4 protein-coding genes are annotated in these 4045 nt (G+C 69.6%); 3 read left to right on the forward strand and 1 reads right to left on the reverse strand.

Annotation, left to right across the window (positions count from 1 at the left end):
• Positions 1-262: 262 nt before the first annotated feature.
• The gene (locus tag ABZU69_RS36920; protein WP_354968845.1) at positions 263-1750 is read right to left on the reverse strand and encodes a hypothetical protein; all 1488 of its coding nucleotides are present in this window, start codon (positions 1748-1750) and stop codon (positions 263-265) included.
• Between the two features lie 86 nt (positions 1751-1836).
• Between ABZU69_RS36920 and ABZU69_RS36925 the strand changes: the two genes are divergently transcribed.
• The 3 genes from ABZU69_RS36925 to ABZU69_RS36935 all read left to right on the forward strand — a co-directional run.
• The gene (locus ABZU69_RS36925; RefSeq protein ID WP_354968846.1) at positions 1837-2982 is read left to right on the forward strand and encodes a HAMP domain-containing sensor histidine kinase; all 1146 of its coding nucleotides are present in this window, start codon (positions 1837-1839) and stop codon (positions 2980-2982) included.
• A 50-nt stretch (positions 2983-3032) separates the two neighbouring features.
• Complete coding sequence (locus ABZU69_RS36930) at positions 3033-3689, forward strand: response regulator transcription factor (RefSeq protein WP_354968847.1); 657 nt, start codon at positions 3033-3035, stop codon at positions 3687-3689.
• A gap of 166 nt (positions 3690-3855) precedes the next feature.
• The coding region (locus ABZU69_RS36935; RefSeq protein ID WP_354968848.1) for a hypothetical protein at positions 3856-4045 on the forward strand (190 nt) is incomplete at its 3' end.

A 4045-nucleotide genomic window follows, 5' to 3' on the forward strand; every position in this document is an offset into this window, starting at 1 on the left:
AATCTCTACGGCGGATCGAGACGGTCGGGCCGGCGATAGCCGTCTCCGGCAAGCCTGGCTGTACGCCCAAAGCTGCCAGCACGGATTGCGGCATGACAGTGTGCCTGATCTTGGCAAGTCATACCGGCCACTCATGTAGTCGCGCAGGGACCAGCCGCTGGCGGCGGGCTGCTTCCCGCTCACGGAGCACCTCGCCGACGCCGACGGCCTCGTCCTCCTCGTAGTCTGAGACGATGCGGGGGCCGTGCCCCCGCGCCGTCCACTATCGCCAGTCGGTGTGCGCAGCCTGCTTGCGACCAACGGCCATCCGCATCACGATCACGGTGTACGCGCAGAGCACGGCGAGCCCGGCCCACCCGGGGAGCGGGAAGTACCCGGCCGACGGCGCATAATGCGCGGTCACCTGCGGATACTCCACCATCGTCTGCTTGACGGCGAAGCCTGCGGCCGGGGTGAGCCGCAGCACCCACTCGGAGAGCGTGTCGGGCAGTAGCGGGAACGCCGCGACGGCGTAGGGCAGGGCGGCCAGCGACAGTCCGATGAGGATCGCTGCCCAGCCACGGCGCAGCCACACGCCGAGCCCGTACGCGAGGACGGCGCAGAGGGCGAGCACCGCCGCGACGCCGACGATCACCCGAGCGCCGGTCAGCACCGGCACAGGCTGCACCGGGATGCCGTTGCCCTTCAGGATCGCCATGCTCGCCGGGAGGACGACGCCGACGGCGACCAGACCGGTGACGAAGGTGGCCGCCCCGACGACGGCCGCCCGGGCGGCGATCACCCGCCGGGAGGCCGTCTCGCGAGCCGTGCGGGCGCCGTAGCGGGCCGCGGCGATGAGCACGATGATCAGCGCGACCGTCAGGCCGAGCAAGGTGTTCTCGACGCTCCGCGCGCCCTCGTCGCTGAACGGCCCTATGTCGCCGGTGCCGCTGACCGTGATGACATCGTCCTTTTCCACGGCTCCGGAAGCGTTATGGTACTTCTCCCAGTCGGTGTGGTTCATCTGGCCGATCGAGTCGCTGGCCCACGCGCCGGTGGCACCGCCCTCGACGGCGACGTTGTCGAAGACGCCGACGGCCTGGGTGAACCGGACCTCCTCGATAGCGCCGCCGAGGCCGATTTCCCGGAGCGTGAGGTCGCCAGGGGACGTGGCGAAGAGGCCGACCTGCACGTTGTCCAGCAGCCCGTCGAGCTTCGCCGTTCCCACGGTGTGCCACTGCTCGCCGTCGGCCGACTCGGAACCGGTGATGGTGTCGCCCGAGCGGGTCAGGCGCAGCCAGCGCGGGGACTGCTCCGAGACGCCGCCTGCGCCTCCGGCGACGTCGTGCTTGTAGTCGTACTGGAAGCGCACGCCGTGGCTGCCGGTCATCATGAGCGCCGCGTAGTGCGAGCCCTGCCGCACGCCGTCCTTGACGATGATCCCGGCCTTCGCCCACGGCACCAGCCCGGACACGATCTGGTCGTGGTTCGGCGGGGGATAGGTGATCGTCCCGGTCATCAAGGTCATCCGTACCGTGATGCTCCCCTCGCGGCCCAGGTCCCGATGCAGGAACCAGAACCTGTCGCTGACGATGGAGCCGTCGCCGGCGACGGGAGCGGCCGGGCAGGGCCCGTCGCAGGACGCACGGGTGCCGGAGGTGAACAGCAGGCCCAGCGCGATGACGGTGAGGGCCGCGGCGGCCAGGGCGATCAGGCGGCCCGGGCGGCGGAACGCGGTCCATTCCCGCCGGAGGAGTTCAGTGGTCGACATGCCGTCCGTTTTACGGATCGGCGCGTAACACGGCCCGAACCGGCTCTGTCATGCTGTTGTTAGGTCTTCCAAGGCATGCTGGAGGCATGATCAGGCTGCGCAGCGGGACCGTGGGGGTACGGTTCACGATCTTGTACGCCGTTGTGTTCCTCCTGTCGGGTGTCGGGCTGCTCGGCCTGACCTTTCTGCTCTCTGACGGCAGCCTGAGCAGCGTCGCCCCCGCCGGGAATCCCCCCGCCCACGGCAGCTTCGCCGTGGCGCAGCAGCGCATCCGGGAGCTGGAGGACCAGCTGGCCGAGGTGCACGCGCAGCAGGCCAGTCAGCTGCTCGCCGGTTCGCTGGTGGCGCTGATCGTGATGGCCGTCGTGTCACTGCTGCTCGGCCGGGCGCTGGCTAGGCGCGTCCTGCGGCCGCTGCGGATCATCACCAGCGCCACGCGGCGCATCTCCGCCGACAGCCTGGACCGGCGGCTTGCCGTCACCGGCCCGGCCGACGAGGTGAAAGACCTCGCCGACACCATCGACGAACTGCTCGAACGGCTCGAAGTGTCGTTCGCCGCACAGCGCCGCTTCGTCGCCAACGCCTCCCATGAGCTGCGTACGCCGCTGACGACCATGCGGGCGTCGCTGGACGTCGCGGTCGCCAAGCCCGACCCGGCCGCCTCGACGGTGGCGCTCGCGGACCGCCTGCGTACGCAACTGGACCGGGTCGATCACCTGCTCGACGGGTTCCTCGTGCTGGCCCGGGCACAGCACGGCGCGCTGGCCGACGCCGCCCCGGTCGACCTCGGCGACCTCATCGGCGCGGCACTGTGCGACAGGTACGCCGACGTGGAGACGAAGCGGCTGAGCGTAACGGTGGACGTGCCGCCGGGAACGGCGACCCAGGGCAGCCCGGCGCTGCTGGCGCGGTTAGTGGAGAACGTCGTCGACAACGCCGTAACACACAACGAGAACGGCGGATGGATCGGAATCACCGGGTCCGCGAGCGAGGAGGAGACGGTGCTCGTCGTCGAAACCGGCGGGCGCGTCCTCGACCAGCGGGAGGTCGACCGGCTGACGCAGCCCTTCGAGCGGCTCGGCGACGAGCGTACCGGCTCCTCGGGACTAGGCCTGTCCATTGTGGCCGGCGTAGCCGCCGCCCACAGCGGCCGGCTCATCCTGCTCGCCCGGCCGGAGGGCGGCCTGCGCGTAACGATCACGTTTCCGGTCGCGAAGGTACCGGCGGCATGACGTGCAGAGCGCCGCATGCCGCGGTCCTCCTGGTTGGAATTTAGGTCGGCATGAGGATACTCATCGTCGAAGACGATCACGCACTCGCCGAGGTCGTCGCGGAAGGGCTGCGCGACCAGGGAATGGCCGTCGACCTCGCCCACGACGGGCTGACCGCCGCCGCCAAGCTCGACCTCACCGCGCACGACGTGGTGGTCCTGGACCGGGACCTGCCCGGCCTCCACGGCGACACGCTGTGCCAGATGATCACCGAGCGGGCAGACCGACCGATGGTGCTGATGCTGACCGCGGCGAGCGCGCCCGGCGACCGGGTCAGCGGGCTGACCCTGGGCGCGGACGACTATCTCGCCAAACCCTTCCACTTCCCGGAGCTGATCCTGCGCATCCACGCGCTGGCCCGCCGCAAGCCAGACGCCCGGCCCCGGACGCTGCACGCAGCCGGGATCGAGCTAGACCCGATACGCCGGACCGCCGTTCGCGACGGACGGCAACTCAACCTCTCGGTGAAGGAGTTCGCCGTGCTGGAGGCGCTGCTGCGGGCAAGCCCGGGCTTCCTGAGCACCGAGACCCTGCTCGAACAGGTCTGGGACGAGAACGCCGACCCGTTCACCAACACCGTTACAGTGACGGTCGGCCGGCTGCGGCGCAAACTCGGCGGTCCACCAGTCATCGCGACGACGCCAGGAATCGGCTACCGGATCGCCTAATCCACCGCCCCACAACGGCACCCAGGCGAATGATTCGAGCGTGACACCCTAACTGGACGAGCCGACACACTCATCTCGGCAGATCCGGTCGTCGCGCGGACGGAGGTCGACGCTCTGATCGCGGCAGATCCGGATGCCGGCGTCACTGGTATGAGAAGCCGGCCAAGTGGTCAGCCAGATTGAATCGAGTACTGCAGCTGGGACAGCTGAGCCGACCAAAGAGGCGCGTCAAGCGAGCGGCTACGGACGCCCGGCCTGCCTGCACTGCCTCGGCATGCAGGCGCCCAGCCAGTTCCGAGGACAGCCCCGGTTCGATCCCGGAGTCTTCGGACTGCAGGTCGAGAAGCAACTCCTCG

Origin of the sequence: Micromonospora sp. NPDC005206, from assembly GCF_040608175.1 — a bacterium.
Taxonomy (GTDB): Bacteria; Actinomycetota; Actinomycetes; order Mycobacteriales; family Micromonosporaceae; genus Micromonospora.